26 protein-coding genes and 1 tRNA gene are annotated in these 26,667 nt (G+C 65.4%); 14 read left to right on the top strand and 13 right to left on the bottom strand.

Annotated features, from left to right (window positions below; all coding sequences use genetic code 11):
* Positions 1–164 precede the first annotated feature (164 nt).
* The 4 genes from IWX78_RS00730 (at position 165) to IWX78_RS00745 (ending at position 4,629) form a co-directional block, all read left to right on the top strand.
* A complete protein-coding gene (locus IWX78_RS00730; RefSeq protein WP_196832066.1) occupies positions 165–1,607 on the top strand; it encodes an ABC transporter permease in 1,443 nt (480 codons plus the stop codon).
* 26 nt (positions 1,608–1,633) lie between these two features.
* Positions 1,634–2,305, top strand: a complete 672-nt coding sequence (locus IWX78_RS00735; RefSeq protein WP_196831489.1) for an ABC transporter ATP-binding protein — start codon at positions 1,634–1,636, stop codon at positions 2,303–2,305.
* A 162-nt stretch (positions 2,306–2,467) separates the two neighbouring features.
* Entirely contained in the window at positions 2,468–4,183 is a 1,716-nt protein-coding gene (locus IWX78_RS00740) for an MDR family MFS transporter (protein ID WP_334684473.1), read from the top strand.
* A complete protein-coding gene (locus IWX78_RS00745) occupies positions 4,180–4,629 on the top strand; it encodes a MarR family winged helix-turn-helix transcriptional regulator (protein ID WP_196831490.1) in 450 nt (149 codons plus the stop codon). The genes IWX78_RS00740 and IWX78_RS00745 overlap by 4 nt, the downstream gene beginning before the upstream one ends.
* Positions 4,630–4,640: 11 nt before the next feature.
* Here the strand turns inward: IWX78_RS00745 and IWX78_RS00750 are convergent, their stop codons facing one another.
* The gene (locus IWX78_RS00750) at positions 4,641–5,483 is read right to left on the bottom strand and encodes an NAD-dependent epimerase/dehydratase family protein (RefSeq protein WP_196831491.1); all 843 of its coding nucleotides are present in this window, start codon (positions 5,481–5,483) and stop codon (positions 4,641–4,643) included.
* 67 nt (positions 5,484–5,550) lie between these two features.
* On the opposite strand from IWX78_RS00750, the gene IWX78_RS00755 reads away from it, so the two are divergent.
* A complete protein-coding gene (locus tag IWX78_RS00755; protein ID WP_196831492.1) occupies positions 5,551–5,811 on the top strand; it encodes a thioredoxin family protein in 261 nt (86 codons plus the stop codon).
* Between the two features lie 62 nt (positions 5,812–5,873).
* Entirely contained in the window at positions 5,874–6,503 is a 630-nt protein-coding gene (locus IWX78_RS00760) for a YqaJ viral recombinase family protein (protein WP_196831493.1), read from the top strand.
* A 1-nt stretch (position 6,504) separates the two neighbouring features.
* Here IWX78_RS00760 and IWX78_RS00765 read toward each other — a convergent pair whose 3' ends face one another.
* Positions 6,505–7,137, bottom strand: a complete 633-nt coding sequence (locus tag IWX78_RS00765; RefSeq protein ID WP_196831494.1) for a Pr6Pr family membrane protein — start codon at positions 7,135–7,137, stop codon at positions 6,505–6,507.
* A 166-nt stretch (positions 7,138–7,303) separates the two neighbouring features.
* Here IWX78_RS00765 and IWX78_RS00770 point away from each other — a divergent pair, with 166 nt between their 5' ends.
* The gene (locus tag IWX78_RS00770) at positions 7,304–8,317 is read left to right on the top strand and encodes an NADP-dependent oxidoreductase (protein ID WP_334684474.1); all 1,014 of its coding nucleotides are present in this window, start codon (positions 7,304–7,306) and stop codon (positions 8,315–8,317) included.
* A gap of 18 nt (positions 8,318–8,335) precedes the next feature.
* On the opposite strand, the gene IWX78_RS00775 is transcribed toward IWX78_RS00770, so the two are convergent.
* The 6 genes from IWX78_RS00775 to IWX78_RS00800 all read right to left on the bottom strand — a co-directional run bounded on the left by IWX78_RS00775 (position 8,336) and on the right by IWX78_RS00800 (position 11,818).
* Complete coding sequence (locus IWX78_RS00775) at positions 8,336–8,866, bottom strand: GNAT family N-acetyltransferase (protein WP_196831495.1); 531 nt, start codon at positions 8,864–8,866, stop codon at positions 8,336–8,338.
* A 153-nt stretch (positions 8,867–9,019) separates the two neighbouring features.
* Positions 9,020–9,709 (bottom strand): 50S ribosomal protein L1, encoded by a 690-nt coding sequence (rplA, locus tag IWX78_RS00780; RefSeq protein ID WP_196831496.1) that lies wholly within the window; start codon positions 9,707–9,709, stop codon positions 9,020–9,022.
* A gap of 99 nt (positions 9,710–9,808) precedes the next feature.
* Positions 9,809–10,240, bottom strand: a complete 432-nt coding sequence (rplK, locus tag IWX78_RS00785) for a 50S ribosomal protein L11 (RefSeq protein WP_121674022.1) — start codon at positions 10,238–10,240, stop codon at positions 9,809–9,811.
* A gap of 88 nt (positions 10,241–10,328) precedes the next feature.
* Positions 10,329–11,327 carry a transcription termination/antitermination protein NusG gene (gene nusG / locus IWX78_RS00790; RefSeq protein ID WP_196831497.1) on the bottom strand — a complete coding sequence of 333 codons (999 nt, stop codon included), beginning with the start codon at positions 11,325–11,327 and terminating at the stop codon, positions 10,329–10,331.
* Positions 11,328–11,419: 92 nt separating this feature from the next.
* On the bottom strand, positions 11,420–11,695 hold the full coding sequence (secE, locus tag IWX78_RS00795; RefSeq protein ID WP_196831498.1) for a preprotein translocase subunit SecE: 276 nt from the start codon (positions 11,693–11,695) through the stop codon (positions 11,420–11,422).
* Between the two features lie 50 nt (positions 11,696–11,745).
* Positions 11,746–11,818 (bottom strand) — tRNA-Trp (locus tag IWX78_RS00800).
* Positions 11,819–12,120: 302 nt separating this feature from the next.
* Between IWX78_RS00800 and IWX78_RS00805 the strand changes: the two genes are divergently transcribed.
* From IWX78_RS00805 to IWX78_RS00820, 4 genes are all read left to right on the top strand, one after another.
* The gene (locus IWX78_RS00805; protein ID WP_196831499.1) at positions 12,121–13,062 is read left to right on the top strand and encodes a sugar phosphate isomerase/epimerase family protein; all 942 of its coding nucleotides are present in this window, start codon (positions 12,121–12,123) and stop codon (positions 13,060–13,062) included.
* An 11-nt stretch (positions 13,063–13,073) separates the two neighbouring features.
* A complete protein-coding gene (locus IWX78_RS00810; protein ID WP_196831500.1) occupies positions 13,074–14,033 on the top strand; it encodes a 3-hydroxyacyl-CoA dehydrogenase family protein in 960 nt (319 codons plus the stop codon).
* Between the two features lie 14 nt (positions 14,034–14,047).
* Complete coding sequence (locus tag IWX78_RS00815) at positions 14,048–14,818, top strand: SDR family NAD(P)-dependent oxidoreductase (protein WP_196831501.1); 771 nt, start codon at positions 14,048–14,050, stop codon at positions 14,816–14,818.
* Positions 14,819–15,043: 225 nt separating this feature from the next.
* Positions 15,044–16,411 (top strand): MFS transporter, encoded by a 1,368-nt coding sequence (locus tag IWX78_RS00820; protein ID WP_334684475.1) that lies wholly within the window; start codon positions 15,044–15,046, stop codon positions 16,409–16,411.
* 71 nt (positions 16,412–16,482) lie between these two features.
* Here the strand turns inward: IWX78_RS00820 and IWX78_RS00825 are convergent, their stop codons facing one another.
* The 4 genes from IWX78_RS00825 to IWX78_RS00840 are packed head-to-tail and all read right to left on the bottom strand — an operon-like array spanning position 16,483 to position 20,268.
* Positions 16,483–17,217, bottom strand: coding sequence for a GntR family transcriptional regulator (locus tag IWX78_RS00825; RefSeq protein WP_196831502.1), 735 nt, complete (start codon positions 17,215–17,217; stop codon positions 16,483–16,485).
* A 16-nt stretch (positions 17,218–17,233) separates the two neighbouring features.
* Positions 17,234–18,043: a triose-phosphate isomerase family protein gene (locus IWX78_RS00830; RefSeq protein WP_196831503.1), complete on the bottom strand. Its 810-nt coding sequence runs from the start codon at positions 18,041–18,043 to the stop codon at positions 17,234–17,236.
* Positions 18,043–18,501 carry a ribose-5-phosphate isomerase gene (locus tag IWX78_RS00835; protein ID WP_196831504.1) on the bottom strand — a complete coding sequence of 153 codons (459 nt, stop codon included), beginning with the start codon at positions 18,499–18,501 and terminating at the stop codon, positions 18,043–18,045. Before IWX78_RS00835 ends, IWX78_RS00830 begins: the two co-directional genes overlap by 1 nt.
* Before the next feature lie 27 nt (positions 18,502–18,528).
* A complete protein-coding gene (locus IWX78_RS00840) occupies positions 18,529–20,268 on the bottom strand; it encodes a dihydroxyacetone kinase family protein (RefSeq protein ID WP_196831505.1) in 1,740 nt (579 codons plus the stop codon).
* Between the two features lie 164 nt (positions 20,269–20,432).
* Between IWX78_RS00840 and IWX78_RS00845 the strand changes: the two genes are divergently transcribed.
* Positions 20,433–21,905 carry a four-carbon acid sugar kinase family protein gene (locus tag IWX78_RS00845; RefSeq protein WP_196831506.1) on the top strand — a complete coding sequence of 491 codons (1,473 nt, stop codon included), beginning with the start codon at positions 20,433–20,435 and terminating at the stop codon, positions 21,903–21,905.
* A 10-nt stretch (positions 21,906–21,915) separates the two neighbouring features.
* Here IWX78_RS00845 and IWX78_RS00850 read toward each other — a convergent pair whose 3' ends face one another.
* The gene (locus IWX78_RS00850; RefSeq protein ID WP_196831507.1) at positions 21,916–23,400 is read right to left on the bottom strand and encodes a helix-turn-helix domain-containing protein; all 1,485 of its coding nucleotides are present in this window, start codon (positions 23,398–23,400) and stop codon (positions 21,916–21,918) included.
* Positions 23,401–23,534: 134 nt separating this feature from the next.
* Between IWX78_RS00850 and aceA the strand changes: the two genes are divergently transcribed.
* Together aceA and aceB are read left to right on the top strand one after the other, a co-directional pair.
* Positions 23,535–24,860 (top strand): isocitrate lyase, encoded by a 1,326-nt coding sequence (gene aceA, locus IWX78_RS00855; protein ID WP_196831508.1) that lies wholly within the window; start codon positions 23,535–23,537, stop codon positions 24,858–24,860.
* 50 nt (positions 24,861–24,910) lie between these two features.
* Positions 24,911–26,581, top strand: coding sequence for a malate synthase A (aceB, locus tag IWX78_RS00860; protein WP_196831509.1), 1,671 nt, complete (start codon positions 24,911–24,913; stop codon positions 26,579–26,581).
* Positions 26,582–26,667: the final 86 nt, after the last annotated feature.

Genomic DNA, 26,667 nt, shown 5'->3' on the forward strand with positions numbered 1-26,667 from the left:
ACCTATGAACAGTCGATACGCGGGCTGTGGGTGCATGCCGCTCGCGCAGGGCAAACCTTCAGGAACGGCATAGCGCGGCCATAGTCACTCTTCCTACCGTGAGGATCGCCGCCGCCACCTGGCTGCCGCCAACCTGCCGCCAGACGGCTTCAACGAAGGACATCATGTTCGGAACCTATCTGCGCCGGGAACTTCTCGGCCGCCGGAAGCAGACCGTCATCATCGCCATCGGCATGGCGCTCGCCATCGCCCTCGTCATCGTCGTCCAGGCGGTATCGGCCGGAGTGAAGGACGCCCAGTCTGCTGTGCTGTCGTCGGTCTATGGCGTCGGCACGGATATCACGGTCAGTTCGACCCCAACCCCTCCCGAGGAGGGCGAACCGGGCGGTGGCCCCGGCTCGTTCGAGTTCGGGGCAGACGACGGAACAGCGACCGAGGACGGAGGCTCGGCAGTGAGCCAGTCGCGACTCTCAGCCGGCCGGGGTGCCTCCACCTTCGACGCCGGATCCCTCGCCACGGTGCAGGGCGTCGAGAACGTCGCAGCGGCAACAGCCACCCTCTCGCTGACGAACACGACCTTCGACGGCGAGCTTCCGGACTTCTCCCAGGGCGAGCTGCCCGCAGAGGGCGGCACTCCTCCGGACGGCGGAGGCAGTTCGTTCGACGTGAACTCGTGCACGGTGCTGGGCCTCGACCCCTCCGGCGACAGTGTCGGTCCGCTTTCGGCCGTCACCCTCGACGAGGGCCGCGGGCTCGACGGCGACGATGAGGGCGCTTTCGTCGCCGTCCTCGACTCCGCGTATGCGACATCCGCCGACCTCGCCGTCGGCGACACGATCGACGTCGGCGGAACCGACTTCGAGGTCGTCGGCACGGTCTCATCCAGCTCGTCGGACGCGACCACCGCCTCCAACGTGTACATCCCCCTCGACGTCGCCCAGTCCGTCGCCGGGCTCGACGACCAGGTTTCCACCATCTCCGTGCAGGCCGCGTCATCCACCGACATCGCCCAGGTGCAGGCTGACATCGAATCCGAACTGCCGGAGGCCACAGTGAGCACCCAGGACGACCTCGCGTCGAGCGTCTCAGGATCACTGGCGTCGGCATCCGGGGTGGTTTCCGGTCTCGGCTTCTGGCTCTCGCTTCTCGTCCTGCTCGCCGCGTTCCTCATCGCCGTCCTCTTCACGATCTCCGGCGTGACTCGACGCACCCAGGAGTTCGGAACGCTCAAGGCCATCGGCTGGTCCAACAGCCGGATCGTCGGACAGGTCGCCGGCGAATCCACCGTCCAGGCCCTGATCGGTGGTGCCATCGGCGTCGTCGTCGGACTCGGAGCCGTTCTGGCCCTCAACCTCGCAGGCATCACGCTCGGCGCGTCGACGGCCGCGACCACTGCAGGGCCGATGGACGGAGCACCAGGCGGGTTCGGTCGGCAGGCAGACGCCGTCGCCGCGACGACCGATGTCGTACTCAACGCTCCCTTCTCCCCGCTGGTCATCCTCCTCGCCGCCGGCATCGCCATCGCCGGTGGGCTCCTCGCCGGTGCGGTCGGAGGCTGGCGCGCGGCCCGGCTGCGTCCCGCCGAGGCACTCCGCTCGGTCTCCTGATCATCACCCCCCGAAAGGACAACACGATGTACACGCTTCACGCACTCTCCAAGACCTACAGCCAGGGCAAGAACACCATCACTGCACTGAACCGGGTCGACCTCACCATTCCCGACGGTCAGATGATCGCCATCCAGGGCCCGACGGGAGGGGGCAAATCGACGCTTCTGCAGATGCTCGGCGCGCTCGACCGGCCGAGTTCCGGTTCCATCCGGTTCCGGGAGAGCGACCTCACCTCCCTCCCAGAATCGACACTCACGACGGTGAGGGCCGAGCACGTCGGAATCGTTTTCCAGAGCTTCAATCTCATCCCCACCCTCACCGCGCAGCAGAACGTCGAGATGGCGCTCGTCCCCCTCGGCGTGCCATCGGCGGAACGTTCCGACCGGGCAGCTGCGGCGTTGGCGTCCGTCGGGCTCGGCGACCGGGGCGGGCATCGCCCACCTGAACTCTCCGGCGGCCAGCAACAGCGGGTGGCCATCGCCCGGGCGATCGTGAAGAATCCGTCCGTCCTGCTCGCAGACGAACCCACCGGGGCGCTCGACGAAAACACGAGGGACGACATCATGGCGTTGCTCGAGAAGCTGTGGGCAGATCTCGGGCTCACCCTCGTTCTCGTCACCCACGATTCCGCCGTCGCCAGGAGGGCGCAGCGGCGCCTCCACATCGCGAACGGTCAGCTGAAAGACATCACCTAGATCGCAGGACCAGGGGTGGATTCCGCCGCCGATCGGCATCCACCCCGCGCGACGGGGAATACCGACAGCGATAGTTGACTTGGATCTACTATCAACTTATAGTTGATTCCGGTCAACTTTTCAGGCGCAACGACGGGCCTCCCTCATCCCCTCTGGAGCACCATGTCTTCTTCCCTGTCCACCAGCGCCGCAGCGCCCGTCATGAGCCACCGCCAGGTGCTCGAGGCGCTGTCCGGCCTCCTGCTCGGCATGTTCGTGTCGATCCTCGCCGGCACCGTCGTCTCCACCTCGCTTCCGCGCATCATCTCCGACCTCAACGGCGACCAGGCCGCATTCACCTGGGTCGTCACGTCGACGCTCCTGGCCACCACGGTGTCCACGCCGATCTGGGGCAAGTTCGCCGACCTGTTCAACCGCAAGCTGCTCATCCAGCTCTCGCTCATCCTCTTCGTCGTGGGCTCTGCCCTCGCCGGGTTCTCCCAGGACACCGCCACGCTCATCACCTTCCGCGTGTTCCAGGGCCTCGGTGCCGGTGGACTCACCGCGCTGAGCCAGATCATCATGGCCGACATCATCAGCCCGCGTGAACGCGGCCGCTATATGGGTCTGTTCGGTGCAGTCATGGCTGTCGGAACGATCGGGGGACCCCTGATCGGCGGCATCATCACCGACACCCTCGGCTGGCGCTGGAACTTCTTCGTCGCGCTGCCGTTCGCCATCGCCGCGATCTTCCTGCTGCAGAAGACCCTGCACCTGCCCAAGCGTGAGAGACAGGCCAGGGTCCGCATCGACTACCTCGGCGCTGCGCTCATCGCCGGCGGCGTCTCACTGCTGCTCATCTGGGTCACCATGGCCGGGAACCAGTTCGAGTGGGCCAGCTGGAACACCGCATGGATGGTCGCCCTCTCGGTTCTCCTCCTCGTCGCCGCTGTGATCGTCGAACTCAACGTGGCCGACCCGATCATCCCGATGTCGTTGTTCAAGAACCGCACGTTCACGCTCTCGGTCATCGCCTCCATCGCCGTCGGCGTCGCCATGTTCGGGACCTCCGTCTTCCTCGGCCAGTACATGCAGCTCGCCCGCGGCGCGACACCGACCGAGTCCGGCCTGCTGACCCTGCCGATGATCGGCGGTCTCCTGATCACCTCGACAGTGGTCGGCAACCTGATCAGCCGGTTCGGCGTCTGGAAGCCGTACATGATCGGTGGGTCGATCGCCCTGGCCGCCGGCATGTTCCTCATGGGCACGATCCAGTACGACACCAACTACGTGCTCGTCTCCGTCTACATGTTCATCCTCGGATCCGGCGTGGGCATGGTCATGCAGAACCTCGTCCTCATCGTCCAGAACGCCGTCGAGATCAAGCAGCTCGGTGTGGCCAGCTCCGGGATCGCCTTCTTCCGCAGCCTCGGTGGCACGATCGGGGTCTCGGTGATGGGCGCGATCCTCGCCAGCCAGGTCACCGGCCTCCTTTCCGACAAAGCGGATGCCCTCCAGGCCGAGATCGTCAAGCTCGGTGCACCGGGCGCGGCGATCGCCGAGTCGTTGCAGAGCGGCACGATCCCCCGGGTCAACGAGCTCCCGGTCGGTGTGCGGACGATCATCGAATCGGTATACGGCCAGGCAGTGGCAGACATCTTCCTCGTCGCCGCTCCGCTCGCCATCGTGACCCTCGTCGCGATCATCTTCCTGCCCAACCTCAGCCTCGGCACGAAGACGGCCGTCGAACGAATGGCCGAGAAGACCACGGCAGCGCAGGAGGCGGAGGAGATCCTCGTCGATGTCTCGACGGCATCCGTCGCCGTGGTGCGCGAGACTGGGCGTGACACGCGGATCGATTCGGATGCCGTGTCAGGCACAGATCGGAACCCACGATGACCACAGGCACCGCGTCGGATGCCCACACGGCGATCGGCGACGTCGAGCATGAGTTCGGCCTGATCTTCAACCGGGTGCGCGGCCTCATGCGCGACCGGGCGGAACAGGTCCACCCGGATCTCCAGCCGCTCGGGTACAAGGTCCTCACCACACTCGTGCGATCCGGACGCCTGCACGCCGGCGCGATCGGTGAACTGCTGATGACGGACAAGAGCACCATCAGTCGCACGGTGAAGCAACTCGAGGAACTCGGGCTCGTCGTGCGCGAGGCGGATCCGGCCGATGGCCGAGCGACCTACCTGGCGGCGTCGGAGGATGGCGCCAGGCGGGTGGAGTGGATCAGGGCCGACGGCATGGAGAGGTGGCGGTCCCGTCTCGGTGAGTGGGAGACCGCCGACCTCACCAGGCTCGCCGAGTTGCTCGCGAAGCTCAACGAGTCGATCTGACCCGTCCGTGCTTAGCTGTCGCGCCAGGAGTGCTTCGGCGCGTAGTCGAGAATCCTCCGAGCTTTGTCGATCGACAGCAGTGTTTCGTGCTCGGAGACCTCGCGCTTCAGTGGCACGTCCGGGAATACCTCGGCGAGAAGTTCGGCGTTCGGCCGCGACGACACCGTGTCGGCTGCGGCGATGATGAACCGGTCGAAACCGACGCTCTCCAGTTCGAGCGCTCGCTGGATCGCCTGAGCGCCGTCACGGGCGTCGATGTACCCCCACACGTTCCACTTGCGGTTCTTCGCGTCGTCGTCGTATGACGGGAAAGCCGCGTAGTCCTCGGGGTACATCACGTTGGAGAAGCGCAAGCCGATGATCTTGAGGTCCTGGTGCCAGCGGCAGAGTTCGATCGCCATCTGTTCCTCGAGGTGCTTGACGAGGGAGTAGGTGCTCTCAGGGCGAGCCGGGTATTCCTCGTCCACCGGGATGTATGGCGGCGGAACGTCGAACGGCAGGCCGAGCACGGTCTCGCTCGACGCGTAGACCACGTTGCGGATCCCGGCCCTGATGGCGCCGTGGAAGACGTTGTAGCTGGCGAGGATGTTGTTGTGGAACGTCGCGACATCGCTGGTCAGCCCAGGAGCCGGGATGGCGGCGAGGTGCACGATGGCGTCGAATCCGCTGTGCTGGTCGTCGACCCCCATGATCGCGTCGACGGTCTGACCGTAATCGGTGAGGTCGACCCGCACGAACCCCGGACCCCGCTCGCCGTTCGTGTCGAGGTTGATCACCTCGAGTCCCGCGTTCCTCAGCTCCCGTACGACGGTCGCGCCCAGTTTTCCTGATCCTCCGGTGACAGCAATTCTCATGCGACCAGTCTGGTGTATCGGGCGGATACCGGGAATGGGATTGCGCCCGGCGTGGTTTGCTGGTGGTATGCAGCTCGTCCTCTACACCTCCGCGTTCTGTGCGCCGTGCGCTCAGGCCCGCGCCGTCCTCGCGGATGCCGCCAGGCTCGTTCCCCAGGCTCGGATCGTCGAACGAGACGTGGCCCGTGACAACGCGATCGCCGCCGACGACGGCATCCGTATGACACCGACCGTCGTCGTGCTCGACGACAGTGACACCGAGGTGTTCCGCGCCACCGGAGTCCCCACCCTCAACCAGGTCCTGGCCGCCGCCGCGAAGGCCCTGTAGGCGGACGCGCCGGGGAAGAGGAACTGTCCGGCGTGTCGGCATCCGGCAGGCAGAATAGAGGGGTGCCAACCACCTACCTCGATCGCCTCGTCGCTGACTCGACGGACCGGGTGGCGTGGCTGCGTGCCCGCTCTCGCGGAATCACCGCGACCGATGTCGCCCGTCTCTCCGGCCCCGCGGCCATCTCGGCCGTCGCGACCGAGAAACTGGGCGGTGGTCCGGGCTTCTCGGGCAACGCGTACACCGATCACGGCCGGGCACGTGAGCCGGAGATCGCGCGCTGGGTGGCCGCAACCCACGGCATCACCCCGTCGTCAGCGCTTTTCCACGCCGAGATCGAGCGACGCCACCTGGCGACGCCCGACGGACTCGCCGTGACGGCATCGGGGGCTCTCGTTCTCGCCGAGATCAAGACGACGACGAAGCCGTGGCGCTCAGTTCCCCGCAACTACCTGCGCCAGATCTGGTGGCAGCAATACGTCCTCGGCGCGGAGCGCACGCTCGTCGTGTGGGAAGAGCACGCGAACTTCGTTCCGGTCGGCGAGGAGCCCAACTGCCGGTGGATCGACCGCGACGACCGCGAGATCGCCACACTCGTCGGGCTCGCCAACAACCTCATCGATGAACTCCACCGTCGTACGACGCGGGTTTCGCGCTACCTGGTTCACGACGACCCGTACGACGTCCCGTAGTTCAGGTTGCCGGCATCCGCCGACGGCTGAGCCAGACGACTCCCGCCCCGGTGAGCAGGATGACCGAGGCGATGGCGAGGATATACACGACCACGGCCCCGTAGCTACCCGGCTGCGCCGGGTTGAGGAACGGATACGGGTACCAGCCGGTGAGGGCACCCCGCAGCATCGTGTAGATCGACCACACGACCGGGTACACGACGATCACCCCGAGCCGATTCCACGGCACCGGAGTCCTGCCAGGTGAGAACAGCCAGACGAGCATGAGGTAGATCGGGGCGACGAGATGCAGGATCTCGTTTGACCAGCCCAGTGTCGAGACCTGATCGAGCGACACCTGCCTGAGCAGCAGGTTGTAGACCACCCCCGTCGTCGCCATGTAGGTCACCGTTGCGGCCAGGGCGAGACTGAACCAGGGCGGGTCCTTCGGCTGGGTGAAGCAGTACCAGGCACCGACGAGCAGGCTGACCGCGGCGAGCACGTTGGACTGGATCGTGAAGAAGCTGAAGAAATTCGCGAAGAAGAACGAAACGTCTGGCAGATCGAAGGTGAGACTGTGCAGCAACTGGGCGATGATCGCGGTGAGGATGACACCGGCAGCGACGATACGGAGAACCCCGAAGACTGTGCGCATGGCCACACCCTACCGACTCGCCCAGCATTCACCGGGCAACTGTTAGTCGTGTGGGAACGGCGCCGTAACACCGACGACTCATTGCCCGGGTTGACTGGGCGCATGGCAACGACGACTGGGGGCTCACGTGCGTGAAGGTGTGGGAATGACGTGGCAGACTCGGGGCATGACGGCCACAACCGATGACCTTCCGGCGACCGGCGGAGACAGCAGCATTCCTGAAACGATGCTCGCCGCTGTGATCGACGCCCCTGGCGACCCTGATGCACTTCACCTCGCCAGCGTGCCCGCCCCGGCATCCTTCGTCTCCGAGTTCGTCGTGCGCGTACTCGCGGCGGGGATCAACCCGACGGATGCCAAGACGCGCGCTGGCGGCGGCGTCTCGGCCGGACTCAGCTATCCGGCGATCCTCGGCAACGACTTCAGTGGCGTCGTCGTGAAATCACCGTATGAGGCCCACCCGCTCTCCCCCGGCACCGAGGTATACGGCATGGCCACTGTGCCGCGACTTCCGGGCACGTACGCGCAGTACCTGGCGGTCTCCAGCCTTTCGGTCGCGCGCAAACCGCCGAGTCTCTCACACGTCGAAGCTGCAGGGGTGCCGTTGGCCGCCCTCACCGCCTGGGGCATGGTGGTCGAGGTCGCGAAGGCGCATCAGGGGCAACGGATGCTCATCCACGCCGGCAGTGGCGGGGTCGGGCACTTCGCGGTGCAGTTCGCCCGGTACTTCGGTGCCCACGTCATCGCCACCGGTTCAGGGCGCAACCAGGATTGGCTGCGCGAGCTCGGCGCCGCCGAAGTTCTCGACTACACGACCACCCGCTTCGACGAGGTGCTCACCCACATCGACGTCGTCATCGATCTCATCGGCAACGTGCACGACGACACCGGCAGTCGGTCACTTCGCGTTCTCAACCCGGGCGGGCTCATCGTGAACGCTCCGACCGGGAGCTGGCCGACGTTCCTCGACGAGGCCGCGGCTGCAGGTGTCCGCGCAACGACATACAAGGTCGCTCCGGACGGAGGCACCCTGTCCACGATCACCCGGCTGCTCGAGTCAGGCGACGTGCGAGTGTTCGTCGACCAGGTCTTCGACCTTGCGGATGCCGCTGACGCCCACCGGGCACTCGAGTCCGGGCACACCCGCGGCAAGATCGTCCTCACCATTCCGTCGCACTGACGCTTCGGGGCGACCCGGTCAGAGCGACCGCTCCATCACGAAGTCACTCTCGAAATTCTCGCCGAGCTGGAACGTCTTCTCCCCGACAACGCTGAAACCGTTCTTCTCGTAAAAACGGAGGGCTCGGCCGTTCAGCTGGTTGACGCCCAGCCAGATGCCCGCCGAATCGGTCGATCGCGCGGCATCGAGCGTTGCGGCGATCAGCGGAGCCGAAACACCTCGACCGTGTGAGCCGGCGAGCACGTAGACCTTGCTCAACTCGATCGTCGGTCGCACCGTGATGGCAGCGGCAACATCGGGATCGGCGGGTTCACCGCGTACGAGCATCGTGTAGCCGCATAATCCTGCGTCGTCCTCGGCGACCACCAGCACTCGGCCGTGGTCGGCGAGGTAGTCGGCAAAACGCTCGGAACTCAACTGGGTGGCGATGAAATCCTGGATATCTTCCGGTGCGCTGTTCGGCGGGCAGGCGAGCGGAAAGGTGAGTCTCGCCAGCTCGGCCAGCCCGGCGGCATCCGTCGTCGTCGCCCGTCGTATTCTCAGATCCACCTCGCCATTTTAGAGCGAAACCTGCGGCAGTCTGGCGCGAGGGCTCCCCGGTGCGGTCGCCGTCGGCTGGTGTCCGGTCCGCCGGCACCGGCATCGCACACGCAGAAGGGCCCCGCGGCAGCCGCGGGGCCCTTCTGGTCGTCCTGGGAAGGACTAGATGCTGTTGATGTCCATCGGGATGCCAGGACCGAAGGTGGTCGAGACGGTGCCCTTGAGGATGTAACGGCCCTTCGAGGAGGACGGCTTGAGGCGGTTGACCTCTTCGAGAGCCGACTGGATGTTCTCGTTGAGCTGCTCGGAGGCGAACGAGGCCTTGCCGACGACGAAGTGCACGTTGGAGTGCTTGTCGACGCGGAACTCGATCTTTCCGCCCTTGATCTCGTTGACGGCCTTGGCGACGTCCGGCGTCACTGTTCCGGTCTTCGGGTTCGGCATGAGGCCGCGGGGTCCGAGGACCTTACCGAGACGACCGACCTTGCCCATGAGCTCGGGGGTCGAGACAGCGGAGTCGAACGAGGTGTAGCCAGCGGCCACCTTCTCGATGAGCTCGTCGCCACCGACCTCGTCAGCGCCGGCCGCGAGAGCGGCCTCTGCTGCCGGGCCCGTTGCGAAGACGATGACGCGGGCGGTCTTACCGGTGCCGTGAGGAAGGATCACGGTACCGCGAACCATCTGGTCGGCCTTGCGGGGGTCGACACCCAACTTGAGGGCGACCTCGACGGTCGAGTCGAACTTGGCTGAGCCGGTCTCCTTGGCGAGAGCGACGGCCTCTTCTGCCGTGTAAACCTTGTCTGTGCCGATTTTGTCGGCTGCGGCCCGGTAGGCCTTTGACTTCTGTGCCATGTGAATTTCTCCAATTCGAGAATGTGGTCATTTGCGCCTGGCCGGCGCTGCCACGATAAATCTGAAGGCCGCGGGCGGAGCTCGAGGCCGAAAGAGGCTTTACGCCTCGGTGGTGATACCCATCGAGCGGGCGGTGCCTGCGATGATCTTCGAGGCGGCCTCGATGTCGTTCGCGTTGAGGTCGGCCATCTTGACCTCGGCGATTTCGCGGACCTGATCCTTGGTGAGCTTCGCGACCTTGACGGTGTGCGGGGTTCCTGAACCCTTGGCAACGCCTGCAGCCTTCTTGATCAGCTCAGCCGCCGGCGGGGTCTTGAGGATGAACGTGAACGAACGGTCCTCGTAGACGGTGATCTCCACCGGGATGACGTTTCCGCGCTGTGCTTCCGTCTGGGCGTTGTACGCCTTGCAGAATTCCATGATGTTCACGCCGTGCTGACCCAGGGCCGGGCCGATGGGCGGGGCCGGGTTGGCGGCGCCGGCCTTGATCTGAAGCTTGATCAGACCAGTAACCTTCTTCTTCGGTGCCATGTTTCTTCCTTCTTATTGGGTTTCGAGCTCCCGTCAGCTGACGGATGCTCTCCCGCCGGCCCGGTTGGGCCGCGGTGGATAGGGAAATCTAAAGTTTGGTGACCTGGTCGAAGCTGAGCTCGACCGGGGTCTCGCGCTCGAAGAGGGAGACGAGCACGGTGAGCTTGCCGCTCTCCGGCTTGATCTCGCTGATCGAGCCGGGAAGGCCTGCGAACGAGCCTTCCTTGATCGTGATGGTCTCGCCGATCTCGAAGTCGACCTCCGCCGGAATGGCACGAGCGGTCTGGCCGCCCTTGCCGCCTGTGGACTTCGCCGGTGCGGTCTCCTTCACCTCGACGAGGCTCTTCAACATGGTGAAGGACTCTTCGAAGCGGAGAGGTGTCGGGTTGTGGGCGTTGCCCACGAACCCGGTCACACCGGGGGTGTGACGGACAACAGACCAGGAGTCTTCATTGAGATCCATGCGCACGAGCACGTAGCCCGGGATGCGCACGCGGGTGACCATCTTGCGCTGGCCGTTCTTGATCTCGACGACATCTTCCATCGGAACTTCGACCTGGTAGATGTAGTCGGCGACATCGAGCGAACCCTTGCGCTGCTCGATGTTGGCCTTCACCTTGCGCTCGAAGCCTGCGTAGGAGTGAATGACGAACCACTTGCCAGGAAGGCTGCGAAGCTCGGCGCGGAAGGCGTCGTACGGGTCGACGTCTGCAGCGTCCTCGGCGTCAGGCTCTTCACCGGTGTACGGCTCGACCTCGGGCTCCTCTGCGGCTTCTTCCTCAAGTTCGACCTCGACCTCGTCGCCGATCGCCAGCGAGGCGGCTTCGGCTTCAGCGGCTTCGTCGATCTCGAGAGCGTCGTCGACAACGGCATCGGCTTCGGGGTCGTTGGCCTCGGCGAGCGCGTCGAGCACGGCGTCGAGATCGACAGCGGCGTTCGGGTCTTCGACGTGCAGTGCTTCGTGCTCAGCGGGTTCGACGGACTGCTCCTGCGAGGCGAGCACGTTGCCCTCCTGCGCTTCGTCGTCCTCACTGGACTGCTCAGCGGCAGTCGCCCAGTCGACGTCGTCCAGTTTTCGCTCAGACACCTAAATCTCATTCCTGTTTGCTTTACTTCGGTGGCGAGCTTCGCTGCCACCATTCGTTGTCGATCGCGTTCGACCGGATGCGGCCTGACGGCTCAGGCGCCCGGCGTTCCGAACACGAAGACCACGAGCCAGCCAAACAGCTGGTCGAGGCCGTACACGAGGGCCATCATGATCACGACGAACACGAGCACGACGCCGGTGTAGCTGAACAGCTCTTTACGGGTCGGGGTGACGACCTTCTTGAGTTCAGCGATGACCTGCTTGAGGAACAGGATGATCCCAGCGAAGGGTCCACGCTTGGCCGCGCGATCCTTCTTCGCGGCTGCGACGATCTCCTCGCTCGGTTCGTCGATAACTTTTCGGGCCACCTGGTTACACCTTTCATGTGTCGGAACTTCGTAAATTCAGCACCGACGCGCAGGGCGGACAGGACTCGAACCTGCAACCTGCGGTTTTGGAGACCGCTGCTCTACCAATTGAGCCACCGCCCTAGACCCGGATAAGTCCCGGTCAGGAGGACGAAATCTGTCGAACCCACCTGGCTGGCTCTCCCGAAAGCACGAAGGCTGATCGGGAAAATAGGCGCAAAGAAGCTTGGCAGATTTCAACTACCTCGACCAAGTGTACGCGACGATCCGGACTCAGCAAAAACCTCACACCGATGCTCCGCCCGGCACGCAACCTTTACAGCCCCGTCGCCCCCGACTACTATTTCCTATAGGATCTTTTCTTGCTGCCGGAGTTGGGCTTCCCGACCACACCGCAGCGCACACCCTCGAACTGCAACGGAGCAATGATGCCGACTGACACACCCACGTACACGGCAGAGACCTGGCCCATCGCCACGTGTCTCCACGCGTTTTCGCCGGTCGACAAACAGGGTCTCGCCATGCACGACGCTCCGGCCGAGGTCTGGGACGACATGTTCAGCCAGGTTGCCGACATCGGATTCAACCTGGCCGAACTGGCCGACAGCCACGTCCGCCCCGCTGACCTCGAGCCGTCACGTCGCGATGAGTTCCTCTCGATCGCGAAGTCGCACGGTGTCGGCATCCCGTCGGTGCACCTCCAGCGCCAGAGTGTGATCATGCCAGGCTCCGAGGAGAAGAACCTCGCCTACGCGCACCGCACCATCGACGCAGCCGCCGAGTGGGGCATGGAGGTCTTCTCGACCGGCCTTCACCAGCCCTTCAGCGAGGCCCAGAAGAAGGCCCTGTGGTTCTGGACGGCCGAAGGCCCCCAGGACCCCGATGACCGTGACGTCTGGGACGCAGCGGTGAAGCGCATCCGCGAACTCGGCGAGCACGCGGCATCCGTCGGCCTGCCGCTGTCGCTCGAGATGTACGAGGACACCTACGTCGGCACCGCTGACAGCGCCGTGCGGTTCGTCGAGGCCGTCGGTCTCGACAACGTCGGCATCAACCCCGACGTCGCCAACCTCATCCGCCTCCACCGCCCGGTGGAGGACTGGCGCGAACTCTTCGCGAAGACACTCCCGTACGCCAACTACTGGCACGTGAAGAACTACACCCGCGACGAGGCCGCCGACGGCAGCTGGTTCACCTCGGTTCCCTCCACGATGGAAGCCGGGCTCATCAACTACCGCCAGGTCTTCCGCGACGCGCTCGCGCTCGGGTACAACGGCATCATCCTCGCCGAGCACTACGGCGGGGACAGCCTCGGCATGTGCGCAACCAACCAGAAGTACATCCGCTCACTTCTTCCCCAGGCATAGGAGAAAACATCATGACCAACCGCATCATCGCCGTCGTCGGCTCGGGATACATGGGCGGAGGCATCGCACAGGTGCTCGCTCTCTCAGGCGCGACCGTCCGCATCGCCGACATCTCCGAGGAGATCGCGACCAGCAACTACGAGCGGCTTATCGAGGAGGCCCGTCAGTTCGTTGCAGACGGACTCTTCCCCGCGGATGCCGTCGAACGCATCCAGGCGAATCTCTCGCCGTCCGCCTCCATCGAAGACGCTGTCGCAGACGCCGATTTCATCGAAGAAGCGGTGCCAGAGAAGATCGAGATCAAGCACGCCACCCTGCGCCGTATCAGCGAGGCAGCGCGGGCGGACGCCATCATCGGCTCCAACACATCGACGATCCTCATCGGCTCGCTCGCCGAAGCGGTGACGCACCCCGAGCGCTTCCTCGGCGTGCACTTCTCCAACCCGGCTCCGTTCATCCCCGGTGTCGAGCTCATCCCGCACGGTACGACCGATTCAGCAGTGATCTCGGTCGTCGAGGAGATCGTCGCTGCGACCGGCAAGGAGACGGCCCGGGTCAAGGACTCGACCGGCTTCGTGCTCAACCGGCTGCAGTACGCCCTGTTCAGCGAGGCGACGCAGCTCGTCGAGGAGGGTGTCGCCACCGCAGAAGACATCGACACGATCGTACGCACGACCTTCGGATTCCGTCTGCCGGTCTTCGGACCGTTCGCGATCGCAGACATGGCCGGCCTCGATGTCTACGCATTCTGCTACGAATCGCTCCAGACCCGCTGGCCGGAGCGTTTCGCGACGCCGAACTCGCTCGCGGAACTCGTCGACGCCGGCAAGTTCGGCACCAAGACCGGCGCGGGCTACCTCGACGTTCCCGCCGAACGCACCGCCGAACTCGTCGCCTACCGCAACAAGGCGTATGTGGCCATCAAGAAGCTCATGGACGAGCTCGGCCCTGCACCCATCCACTCGAACTGACTCGGAGAACACTCATGACGTCACCATTCCCGGAATCCCGGACAGCCATCCTCACCGGCGCCGCATCGCCGAGGGGCATCGGCCGCGCTTCGGCCCATTACCTCGCCGAGCGTGGCTGGAACATCGGCATCATCGACCTCGATGCGGATGCCGCTGCGTCTGTCGCCGCTGAGATCGCCAGCGAACACGGCGTCCTCGCCGCGGGTGCAGGCGCGAACGTCGCGGACGACGGCCAGGTGCGCGCCGCATTCGACACGCTCGAGGCCGCGCTGCCCCAGGTGGTCGCGCTCGTGAACCTCGCCGGTGTGTCCTCACCCGTTCCCTACCTCGAAGTGACGGCAGAGGAGTGGAACCGGGTGATGGGCATCAACATGAACGGCGTGCACTTCGCCACCCGTCGCGCCGTCGAGTCGATGGTGAAGAACGGCGTCGGCCGCGTCGTCAACCTGTCCTCCGTGTCTGCCCAGCGCGGTGGCGGCACCTTCAGCAAGACGGTGTACTCCGCTGCGAAGGCCGGCGTGATCGGGTTCTCGCGAAGCGTCGCCCGCGAGCTCGGCACGGACGGGATCACGGTCAACGTCATCTCCCCAGGCCCGATCGACACCGACATCATGGGTGGAACGCTGACCGAGGAACGCAAGAAAGCCATGGCGGCCGACGGCGTTCTCCCCCGGATCGGCACACCACGCGACATCGCTGCCGCCATCGCCTACCTCATCAGCGAGGACGCCGGATTCGTGACGGGCCAGACCCTGAACGTTGACGGCGGCCTCTACATGCACTGAGGCGGCGTCGATCATGACTGGCACAACAGGTCCCTGGTCCAAAGGGCGCATCCTCTTTCTCGCTCTCGGCATCATTCTCGTCGGCGTCGGAATCTGGTTGATCGCCCCAAGCTTCCTCGGCTGATTCACCACACCGCTTTTCATTCACCTCTGTCCGTTTCACCGGCCTCTCGCGCGCCCAGCGTGAAGGCCTCACCCTGAGAACACCCTCAAAGGAGAGATCCCGTGTCCGCTACCACTCCAGCTGTCGGCACCGACAATGCCCACAGCCCGGCTCTCAAGTCGGCTATTTCGAAGGCGGCACGGCATCTCATGCCGATGCTCGTCATCCTGTACTTCGTCGCCTTCCTCGACCGAACGAACATCGGCTTCGCCGAAGAAGCGTTGTCGATGGATCGCGGCATCTCTCAGGGCGCGTTCGCGCTCGGTGCCGGGATCTTCTTCATCGGCTACGCGATCTTCGAGATCCCGAGCAACCTGCTGCTGAAGAAGTTCGGCGCCCGTTTCTGGCTCGCCCGCATCGCGATCACCTGGGGAATCGTCGCCGCCGCGTTCGCGTTCACCACGAACGACACGATGTTCATCATCCTGCGGTTCCTCCTCGGCGTCACCGAGGCCGGGCTCTTCCCTGGTGTGATCATGTTCCTCGCCGAGTGGTTCCCCAACAAGGTGCGTGTGCAGATGTTCGCCATCTTCTACCTGGCACAGCCGTTCTCGCAGATGCTCGGAGCGCCGCTCAGCGGTGGCCTGATCAGCTTCGGTGACACCCTGACGCCGTGGCACGGCTGGCAGGTGATGTTCTTCGTCGAGGGCATGCTGGCGGTGATAGCCGGTATTGCCGCACTCTTCTTCCTCGTCAACAGTCCGCAGAAGGCGAAGTTCCTCAATCAGGACGAAAAAGACGCATTGACCCAGGTGATGGCGAAGGAGGATGCCGTCCGGACCGAAGACGGCCCATCCGGCATCTGGCGCGCGATGGCGAGCTGGAAGGTCTGGTACTTCACCATCATCTACTTCTGCCTCCAGATCGCCGTCTACGGCACGACGTTCTACCTCCCGCAGCAGGTTGCCGGCCTGATCGGCCAGGACGTCGGCTGGCAGGTCGGACTCATCTCGGCCATCCCGTGGCTCGTCGGACTGTTTGCCTGCTACTACTTCGGAAAGCACGCATCGACGATCATCCGCCGCCGCAATTGGGGAACGACGTTCTACATCCTCACCGGGCTCGCGATCCTCGGATCCGCCTGGGCTGGTGCGAACAACCTGCCGGTCGTCGGGATCCTGTTCATCACGATCGCCGTCGCCAGCTTCCTGTCTGTCGGACCGATCACCTGGTCATACCCCACGGCGTTCCTCACCGGAACGGCTGCAGCAGCGGGAATCGGTCTCATCAACTCGCTCGGTAACCTCGGCGGCTTCGTCGCTCCGATCATGCGCACAGGCATCAACGAGAACGTCCCCACCGACAGCGGCGTGTGGGGAGTCGTCTCGCTCGGCGTCTTCGCGTTCCTCGCCGCAGCGATGCTCTACTGCACCCGGTTCTTCAAGGCTCGGTCAGATGCGCTGCTCGAAGAGGCACCTCCGGGTCACTGATCGACGATCGCACACGAACCGGGCCGGGTCTGCAGAGACCCGGCCCGGTTTTTTGTGGAACTGCGAACGGCTCAGTGAACGTGAACGTCAGGCGTGTGGGCATCCGTGCGTGACCGGAAGCGCACCTTCTCGATGTGATCCCGCATCGAGGCTGCCGCGGCATCGGGCTTGCCGGTGCGGAAAGCGTCGAGGATGAGCGCGTGTTCGGCGACAGCGTCGTCGGCGTCGGTCACCCCGCTGAGGACGGTCTGGCGCATGCGGTGGACCCTCGTCGAGATGGCCTCAGACATGTCGATCAGAAAAGGGTTGTCTGTGCCCTCGAAGATGAGGTGGTGGAAGTTCCAGTCGACGGTGAAGTACTGGCGCAGCAGGGCAACGGTGAGACCGTCGGTCGCAGCAGCGGCCCTCACCGTTGCGGTGACCGTGCGGTGCTCGGCGAGAGCGGCTTCGAGCCGGGGAACGAGAGCGTCGGCGTGCCGGGCGGCGAGAGCCGCAGCTCCACCCTCGAGCACGATGCGGGTGTCGAACAGCGATTCGAGCTGACCATCGGTGATCTGCGGCGCGACCCGGTACCCCTTCAGCGGTTCGCGTGTGACGAGCCCCGTGCGTTCCAGCTGCACGAGTGCTTCGCGCACGGGAGTCGGTGACACCTTCAGGTCGCGGGCGATCGCGTCGATCGAGAGCCGGGTGCCCGGCGCGATCGCCTGCCCGACGAGCATGTCGAGAACGAGGTCGTACACCCGATCGCGCAGCCCCTTGCGTTCGATCAGAACCGAATCACCCAGGGGATACGTGGATTCTGACATGCGTTCTCCTCGGGCTTCAGGTACCGAGACTATCAATGTGTCCCTGGCCGGATGCCGCATCGCCGGCTTCGTCGAGGATGGCCGTCAACGATTCGACGTCGTGCGCGAACCGCCCGAGGAAGAGACCGTCGACTCCGTCCGCGATTTCGCTCAGAAGACCGGGGCCGGCGCTGCCGCCGTAGATGACCGCTGACGCGGGAAAGTCGGGGAGGGTTCGCAGGTGATCACGGAGTGCCGAGCACACGGTCCGAATGTGACCGGCCGATGCGGGTTCAGATGCTCCGATCGCCCAGTGCGGTTCGTAGGCGACGAGGACGCGACCGCCGTTGCCTGCCCTGCGACTGGGCGCGAGCGCCGATTCGATCTGGCGGATGCACTCGGCGACCGCCTCCTCAGCCCGTCCCTGCTCGACCTCACCGACGCAGAGCACCGGGTCGAGGCCGTTGCGGAGCGCGGCAGCCGTCTTCAGACCGACGATCTCGTCGGTCTCCCCGAACATCCTCCTTCGTTCAGCGTGCCCGACTTCGACCACCCTGCAGCCGAGTTCGGCGATCTCGGCCCCGCTGACTTCACCGGTGAAGGCTCCGGTGTCTTCGGTGCTGAGGTCCTGAGCACCGACGAGGGCGAGAGAGCCGAGCAGGTCGATCGCAGCGGGAACCGACAGGTAGGTGGGGATGACGAAGAGTTCGACGTTTCCGCTCACGATCGCGGGGTGCTCCGCGGCGATCCGGGCGACATCGCTGCACCACTCGACGGTGCGAGCATGAGAGAAGTACATCTTGTGGCTCACCCCGATTACCAACCGGGGCGAACCGGCGAGCGGCATCAGACGCCTTCGTAGCTGCGGATCTCCTGCACCTTGTCGTTCGATGCGCTCGATTCGTCGAACGTGTAGGTGAGCCACTCGCGAACGAGGCGGCGGGCGAGTTCGATGCCGACGACACGCTGGCCCATGCAGAGCACCTGCGCGTTGTTCGACAGAACGGCACGTTCGACCGAGAACCCGTCGTGCGCGGTGACGGCGCGAACACCGGCGACCTTGTTGGCGGCGATGGCGACGCCGAGGCCGGTTCCGCAAATGAGGAGAGCACGGTCCGCGTCTCCCCGTGCCACCATCTCGGCTGCGGCGATGGCGATGGTCGGGTAGTTGGTGTGACCATCGGCGTTCACACCGACGTCGGTGACGGAGGCGACGAGGTCGTGAGCCTCGAGGTCGGCCTTCAAGCGTTCCTTGTACTCGAATCCTGCGTCGTCACAGCCGACGACAATGCGAAGTGCGCTCATGGTGGTGCTCCTTTTTCGTGAGGTGGGTCAGTGGTTGGATGCTCCGCGGAGCACCTCGAGGACGGCCGCAGTGATCATCGCGAGCGAGACGGCGCCTGGGTCGGCGACGCCAAGCGCCTTCTCACCGTGCGAACGCGCGCGGCCCATGCCCGGCATCATGTCTGCGGTGGCGTCTGCGGCGTTCTGAGCTGCCGCGCTCGCGGTCGACCAGGCGTCGACCAGCGTGTCGCCGGATGCCACATGATCGTCAAGGGTCGCTGCGAAGGGGACGAGTGCGTCGACCATCGTCTTGTCTCCGACGCTGGCTTTGCCGAAGTCCATGACGGCCTGTCGTGCCGCGCTGACACCCGTCGCAACAGCGGCGGCCTCGACGGGCGTCGTGTTGCCGAGGTTCTCGCCGACGGTGCGCAGGATGACACCCCAGATGGCTCCGGAGGTTCCACCGCCGCGATTGGACCAGGCATCGGCGGCTGAGGCCAGAACGCTCTGAGCACCGGCATCCTTGCCCAGGGACTCCCGCGCAGCGACAATCGCGGCGTGCGACCCGCGCTTCATCCCGATGCCGTGGTCGCCGTCGCCGGCGATCGCATCGATCCGGCCGAGTTCGTCGGCGTTCTCGTCGATCACGGTGACGATCGCCTCGAGTGCGCTCACGATGATCGTTGCTGCACGGCGCGACTCGTCGCTCGACTCGGGGATGACCTCGTCGGCCACGGAGTCATCGATGTCGCCGCGCTGGACGAGCGAGCCGGTGTCGACGGATCCGGTGCGGAACGCCGGGGTGTCTGCCGGGGCGCTCCAGAGCGTCTCCAGTTCGTCGTCGAGCCAGAGCAGCGTCAGCGACACCCCTGCCATGTCGAAGCTCGTGCAGAACTCGCCGACCTGCGGGTCGACGATCTCCGCGCCGGCTGCTTCGAGCAGCCCAGCGACCCGCGAGAAGACGAGGTAGAGCTCTTCGTTCTTGACCGAGCCGAGGCCGTTGAGAATGGGAACCACGCGGGCGCCGTCGACGGACACCCCCGCCGGGATCTCCGCGTCGGTCAGCAGGCGCTCGATGAACAGTTCGGCCAGGCCGTCTGCCGTCGGAATGTCGACCTCGTCGATGCCCGGTTCTCCGTGGATGCCGAGTCCGATCGCCATGCGCCCCTCCGGCACGGAGAACAGCGGTTCGTCTGCGCCGGGGAGCGTGCAGCCGGTGAACGCGACACCCATCGAGCGTGTGCGGTCGTTGGCGAGGATCGCGGCGCGTTCGACGCCGTCGATGTCGTACCCGGCAGCCGCAGCTGCGCCGGCGACCTTGAAGACGGTGAGGTCGCCGGCGATGCCCCGACGCCTCTCCTTCTCGTCGGCAGGGGCGCTGAAGATGTCATCGGTGACGGTGACCGTGCGGCAGTCGATGCCCTCGGCGCGGAGCTTGTCCTGGGCTTCGGTGAAGTGCAGCACGTCGCCGGCATAGTTGCCGTAGCTGAGCAGGATGCCGCGGCCCTGGTCGCTCGTCCGAGCGACGGATTCCACCTGCTGGGCAGACGGCGACGCGAACAGGTTGCCCATCGCTGCGCCGTGCGCGAGCCCGTGACCGACGAGCCCGCCGAACGCCGGGTAGTGTCCTGAGCCGCCACCGATGACGAGAGACACCGTGGGTTCCTCGGATCGGGTCGAGCGGGTGACACCGCCCGAGACCTTGCGGACCCAGCGTCCGTTGGCGCGAACGAAACCATCGATCATTTCGTCGGCGAAGTTCTCGGGTTCGTTCCACAGCCTGGTCATCGCGTGCTTCCTCATCGTTGAGCCGTATATGGGGCGGTCGGCACCTGTCCGATCTGCAGCTAATCCTATAGGATATTTTCGATGAGTGCACGGGGTCGTGCACGCGGCGGACTGCCACAGTGACGATGGATGCCGACCGGGTCGGCGAACGCAGACGGAGCAGCATGAGCGACAGCACAGAACCACTTCCCACCCGAAGCGCGGACCAGTTGAGGGCCGCCGTTCCCGACGCCAGGGAGATCGCCGGCGCTCGCGCGCGCATCCGCGATGCGAATGCATCCGCCCGGAGATGGGTGATCGTCCTCGACGACGATCCCACCGGAAGCCAGTCGGTGCACGACACCCCCGTTCTCACACGCTGGCAGCGAGACGACCTGCTCTGGGCCTTCGACCAGCCGGGCAACGGATTCTTCATCCTCACGAACACGCGTGGTCTCAACGACGACGAAGCGCGCGCGAGAATGACGGATGTCTCGGAGCAGATCCGCAGCGCGGCACTCGAGCGGGGCGCGAACTACACGCTCATCGCACGGGGCGACTCGACACTGCGCGGACACTACCCGCTCGAAACCGACCTGCTCATCGACGAAGCTCGATCGGCCGGCACACCGTACGACGCTCTGCTTCTCGCGCCCGCCTACCTCGCGGCCGGACGGATCACCGTCGACGACGTCCACTATGTCGGCTCGGGCGACACCTTCACCCCGGTGGGGCAGTCGAGTTATGCCCGCGATGCGACGTTCGGGTTCACGTCATCGAACCTCAGGGACTACGTCGAGGAGAAGACCGCAGGAACGCGGCACGCAGGGGATGTGACCAGTATCGGTCTCGACGACATCCGCAGCGGAGGAATCCACCGGGTCCGCGACATCATTCTCGGCTGTACCGACGCGGCCCCCGTGGTGGTGAACGCGCTCGACGACAGCGATCTCGACGTCGTCGTTTTGGGCATCCTCGCCGCCGAAGAGGCGGGTGCCCGAATTCTCACGCGCAGCGGGCCGTCGTTCGCCGCCGCGCGCCTCGGTGTCTCCGGCCGTGCTCCGCTGACCCATGACGAGATCTTCTCTGCCAGGAACAGGCCGGGAAACGGCCTCATCGTCGTCGGCTCGCACGTCGAGCTGACCACGAGGCAGGTGGCCCGGCTACGCTCCGATCTGCCGGACATCGAGACCGTCGAACTCGACGTGCCGAAACTGCTCGACCAGGCGACATCGGCCGAGGAGCTGGATCGATGCGGCACTGCTCTGGTCGCTGCCCTCGGTCGCTCTGATGCGCTGCTCGCCTCGAGCCGCGAACAGATCGTCGGTGAGACAGGGCATTCCAGCCTGGTGATCGCCCAGACCGTGTCGTCGGCGCTGATCAGCCTCACCTCCCGGGCGGTTCAGGAAACACCGCCAGCATGGGTGCTCGCCAAAGGCGGAATCACGTCGAGCGACGTGGCAACGGACGGACTCAGAATTCGGCGGGCCACGGTCGCAGGCCAACTCTTCCCCGGAATCGTCTCGCTCTGGCTGAACGAGGGCGAAGACAGCCAGGAGCTCGACGGCCTGCCATACGTCGTGTTCGCCGGGAACGTCGGCGACGATGCGACGCTCGCCGCTGCGGTCCGGATCCTGCGCGGCGATTCGAACGGCTGACGCGATCGACTCAGCGCGGCTCGTGGGCCTCGAGGAACGAGTAGACCTCGACCTCATCGACCCCGGGGAATGCGCCGGTCGGCAGTGCGGCGAGCAGGCTCGTCGGCGTCCGCGCCGCCGGCCACGACTGGTGTGCCCACTTGTCTGCCAGCTCGCTCGGCGCGTTCCGGCAGCAGTCAGGGTCAGGACAACTCGAGCGGGATCTGGTGGTCGTCTCGCGCCCCCTGAACCACTTGACGTGCTCGAACGGCACGCCGACCGTGACCGAGTAGTCGCCTTCCTTGGCCTTTTCGATCCGTGACGTGCACCAGTAGGTTCCGTTCGGATTGTCCGTGTACTGGTACCACGGGCTGAACCGGTCCTCAGCCGCAAAGACGGTGAACGCGGTCCATCTGCGGCAGACCGTCGTTCCTTCGACAGCGCCGAGGGCATCCGTCGGGTGCACCACCCCGTCGTTGGAGTACGCCTTCACGATCGTGCCTGACTCGTGCACCTTCGTGAAATGCACCGGGATGCCGAGCCGCGCGGTCGCGAGATTCGTGAAGCGGTGTGCTGCGGTCTCGTATGAGACCGCAAACGCATCCCTGAGGTCCTCGAGTGAGATGCGCCGGAAGTTCTTCGCCTCGGTGAGGTGACGAACCGCATCCGCCTCCGGAAGCAGGATGGCCGCGGTGAGGTAGTTGGTCTCCACCCGCTGGCGCAGGAAGTCGGCATAGCTTGTGGGCTCCTGGTGCCCGAGCACGAGGCTCGCGAGTGCCTGTACCACCGGCGACCGCGAATCACGGGACGCAGACTGCTGGGTGGGCAGGTAGATGCGGCCGTTTCTGGAGTCGGTCACCGACCGGGTCGAATGGGGCAGGTCGCCGACGTAGTGGAGGGTGAATCCGAGATGGTTCGCCATGTCGCCGACGAGCTGTTGAGAGACCGGTCCCCCGGTGTGACCGACCGCCGCGAGCAGCCTCGAAGCTTCGGCTTCGAGTTCTGGAAAGTAATTGTCGCGGGCCCGCATCGTTGCGCGCAGCTGGGCGTTCGCCCTCCTGGCCTCTTCCGGCGTCGCGGCACGTTCCCGGTGCAGCCGCTCGACCTCCTGGTGCAGCGCGAGGATGGTTCTCAGGGTGTCGTCGCTGTGCCCCTTCGACACCCTCACCGGCCGGATGCCGAGTGCCGGGAAAACCGGACCCCGCTGCGCCCGCTCCACCGCGATCTCGAGTGCGGCCCGTTCCGACGGCGCTTCCTCACGCAGAAGATTCTCCGTTGTTGTGCTGAGGGCCGCAGCGATCTGCCGCAGCATCGACAGCCGGGGTTCCCGTCGGCCGTTCTCGATCGTCGACACCTGCGACGGGGCGCGGTCGATGGCGGTGCCGAGCTGCTCGAGCGTCATTCCGCGGGCCACACGCAGCTCGCGGATCCGTCTTCCCAGCGTCAGCGCGTCGAGGACACCCGTCTCGTCGGCGTCAGTCGCGACGAAGACGGCATCGGCTGCGGTGCTGTTCATGCTGTCATCGTGCCATTGGCCGGTCTTTTCACCTAACAGAAGAACAGCGGTATTTCTACGAATCAATCCGATCCAGGCCGTCGCGCCTCGCCGCAGACTCGGTTCAGAAGCACCAACAGACAAGGAGCACGACGATGAACACCGACACCATCCGCCCGGGAGACCAGGTCCAGACCGCGGCCGAGCTGCAACTCGAATGGGATGCCGACCCCCGCTGGAGCGGAGTCCGCCGGAACTACACGGCCGCAGAGGTCATCGCCCTCCGCGGGAACGTTCGGGAGGACGCCACGCTAGCCAGACGCGGAGCCGAGAACCTGTGGAATCTTCTCCACACCGAGGAGTGGGTGCCGGCGCTCGGGGCGCTCACGGGCAACCAGGCCGTGCAGCAGGTACGCGCAGGGCTCAAGGCCATCTACCTGTCCGGGTGGCAGGTCGCTGCCGACGCGAACCTGTCCGGCCAGACCTACCCGGACCAGTCGCTGTACCCGGCGAACTCGGTTCCAGCCGTCGTTCGACGGATCAACAACGCGTTGCTCCGCGCCGACCAGATCGAGTTCGCCGAGATCGGCTCCACCGGCCGTCGGCAGGCTCAGGACGACGCCGTTGACTGGGTCGCCCCGATCGTCGCCGATGCCGAGGCCGGATTCGGCGGACCGCTGAATGCCTACGAGCTGATGGCATCCATGATCACGGCCGGAGCAGCAGGGGTGCACTGGGAGGACCAGCTCGCGAGCGAGAAGAAGTGCGGCCACATGGGAGGCAAGGTCCTTGTTCCGACCAGCCAGCACATCCGCACACTCAATGCCGCCCGCCTCGCCGCAGACGTCGCCGGGGTGCCGAGCGTGATCATCGCTCGAACGGATGCCCTCGCCGCTACCCTGCTGACGAGTGACGTCGACGAGCGTGACCGTCCGTTCCTCACCGGCACCCGCACCGCCGAAGGCTTCTACGAGGTCTCGAACGGGATCGACACCGTGATCGCGCGCGGACTGGCGTATGCCGAATACGCCGACCTGCTCTGGGTCGAGTCAGCCGAGCCCGACCTCGACCTCGCCCGCCGCTTCGCGGAGCGCATCCACCAGGACTTCCCCGGCAAGAAACTCGCCTACAACTGCTCGCCGTCGTTCAACTGGAAATCCCACCTCGATGACGCACAGATCGCGACGTTCCAGAAGGAACTCGCCGCCATGGGTTATGCCTTCCAGTTCATCACCCTGGCCGGTTTCCACGCGCTGAACCACTCCATGTTCACGCTGGCCCGCGACTACAAGAGCCGCGCCATGAGCGCATACGTCGAGCTTCAGGAGGCGGAATTCGCCTCAGAAGCCGACGGCTACACCGCCACCAGGCATCAGCGCGAAGTCGGCACCGGCTACTTCGACCGCATCGCCACCGCGTTGAACCCGACAAGCGCCACCCTCGCGCTCGTCGGTTCGACAGAAGAAGACCAGTTCCACTGACCCCCTCCCCCGTTGATCGACCAGCGGGCATACGACAAAGGACCTCTCTGATGAACACACTCCTCGCCGAGCACAGCTCGGCACCGATCACCTCCCCACTCGCGACCGGGCAGCCGGCCGGACCCCGCATCGAGATCATCGGTCGCATGCACGACCGTTTCGACGAGATCCTCACGCCCGATGCGTTGCGGTTCCTCGCCGATCTGCACCAGCGTTTCGCCGGTCGCAGACACGACAGGCTCGCCGACCGGATGCGCCGCCGTTTCGAGATCGGCAACGGCCGCGACCCGAAGTTCCGCGACGACACCGCCGCGATCCGGGCGGATGCCTCCTGGCGCGTCGCCGGGGCCGGCCCTGGGCTCGACGATCGTCGCGTGGAGATCACCGGACCGACCGACCGCAGGATGACCATCAACGCGCTCAACTCGGGTGCGAAGGTCTGGCTGGCCGATCAGGAGGATGCCACGAGCCCGACCTGGTCGAACGTGATCGGCGGCCAGCTCTCTCTGTTCGATGCGATCCGGCACCAGATCGATTTCACCAGCAAGGACGGCAAGGAGTACCGCCTCACGACGGGCGAGACGCCGACGATCGTGATGCGGCCGCGCGGCTGGCACCTCGTCGAGAAACACCTGCGCTTCGTCGATTCCTCCGGACAGGCGATGGCGGCATCCGGGAGTCTGGTCGACTTCGGTCTGTACTTCTTCCACAACGCCCAGGCCCTGATCGACGCAGGCCGTGGTCCCTACTTCTACCTCGCCAAGCTCGAGTCGAGCGAAGAGGCCCGGCTCTGGAACGACGTCTTCTCGTTCTCGGAACAGCGGCGCGGCATCCCGCACGGAACGATTCGCGCCACCGTTCTCATCGAAACCCTGCCAGCGGCGTTCGAGATGGACGAGATCCTCTACGAGCTGCGCGAGCACTGCGCCGGGCTGAACGCCGGCCGCTGGGACTACATCTTCTCGATCATCAAGAACTATCGCGGACGCGGAGCGCGATTCGTGCTGCCGGACCGCAGCGAGGTGACGATGACTGTTCCGTTCATGCGGGCGTACACCGAGCTGCTCGTGAAGACCTGCCACGCAAGGGGTGCCCACGCCATCGGCGGGATGAGCGCTTTCATCCCCAACCGGCGAGACCCCGGGGTGACCGCCCTAGCGATCGAGAAGGTCTCTGCAGACAAGAAACGGGAGGCCGGAGACGGCTTCGACGGCACCTGGGTCGCCCACCCCGACCTCATCGACACGGCCAGAGCGGAGTTCGATGCGGTGCTCGGCGACCGGCCGAACCAGCTCGACCGGCAGCGAGACGACGTCGAGGTCAGTGCTGCGCAACTGCTCGACGTGCACATCGGTCGTGCGGTGACGGCGGCCGGGCTGCGCGACAACGTGTCGATCGGGGTCCGCTATCTCGAGTCGTGGCTGCGCGGGGTCGGAGCTGCTGCGATCGACAATCTGATGGAGGATGCCGCGACGGCCGAGATCAGCCGGTCGCAGATCTGGCAGTGGATCCACCAGGACGTCCGCACAGACGACGGGGTCTTGATCACCCGGGACCGCGTCGAGGGCATCCTCTCCGACCTCCTGTCGACCGTCCCGCGATCCGACGGCGACCGTTTCGACGACGCGGCCGACGTCTTCCGCGACGTGGCGCTGCGAGACGAGTTCCCGACGTTCCTCACGGTGGGAGCGTACTCACGGTTTCTCGTCGACCCTGCGTGAGGCATCCGCCCGTTCGATGCGCGCAAACGGTCCCCGACCTCCGTATCGGGGACCGTTTGTGCGCTCTGACCGGCAGAATGTGGCGT

Source organism: Mycetocola sp. CAN_C7 (assembly GCF_015752285.1).
In the GTDB taxonomy this organism is placed as follows: domain Bacteria; phylum Actinomycetota; class Actinomycetes; order Actinomycetales; family Microbacteriaceae; genus Mycetocola_A.